1 protein-coding gene is annotated in these 1018 nt (G+C 46.1%); it reads left to right on the plus strand.

The genetic code is table 11. The annotated features are described in order from the left end of the window. Nucleotides 1–1018 (plus strand): homocysteine S-methyltransferase family protein (locus tag A3757_RS19570; protein ID WP_197470146.1); only part of this gene is annotated, 1018 nt, incomplete at both ends.

The raw sequence follows: 1018 nt of genomic DNA on the forward strand, positions 1-1018 counted from the left end.
CCATAAACAATATCTAGATGCAGGCGCAGATATAATTGAAACAAACACTTTCAACTCGACCAAAGTTTCCCAAGCTGACTATGGCATGGAAGAGCTTGTATACGAGTTAAATTTCGAAGCTGCACGTATTGCACGTGAAGAAGCGGAGAAGAAGACCGCTGAAACGCCCGACAAGCCAAGATTTGTTGCAGGTGTCGTTGGCCCAACATCACGTACGGCATCCATTAGCCCCGACGTTAACGACCCGGGTTTTAGAAACGTCACTTTCGAAGAGCTTTACGACAATTATTATGAAGCCACCGATGCCTTGGTAAAAGGCGGTGCCGACATAATCATGATCGAGACCATATTCGATACGCTTAATGCTGAAGCAGCTATTTATGCAGTTGAACAATACTTTCAGGATTCCAAACTGAAACTGCCAATCATGATTTCAGGCACCATCACTGACGCCTCGGGCCGTACTCTGTCCGGGCAGACAGCTGAGGCCTTCCTAATATCTGTTAAGCACTGCAAGCCTCTGAGCATCGGTTTTAACTGCGCTCTGGGTGCCGATGCACTTCGGCCCTACATTGAAGAGTTATCTACCAAGGGCGAATGCTATGTTAGCGCCCACCCTAACGCAGGCCTGCCGAATGAGTTTGGTGAATACGATCAAACACCTGAAGAAATGGCCGATATCGTTGAGACCTTCGCAAAAGATAATTTAATCAACATTATCGGTGGCTGCTGCGGTTCAACACCAGAGCACATTGCTGAAATCGCACGACGTATGGAGAAACACAGTACAAGGGCTATTCCACAGATCAAACCCAAACTTCGCCTTTCCGGCTTAGAAGCTTTTGTTACAGATGAAGACTCACTATTCATTAATGTCGGTGAGCGCACTAACGTTACTGGTTCAAAGAAGTTTTTGAGGCTTATTAAAGACGAAGAGTTTGAAGAAGCACTCGACGTTGCAAGACAGCAAGTTGAAAACGGCGCACAAATCATCGATATCAATATGGATGAAGGCATG

This window comes from Oleiphilus sp. HI0117 (genome assembly GCF_001635235.1).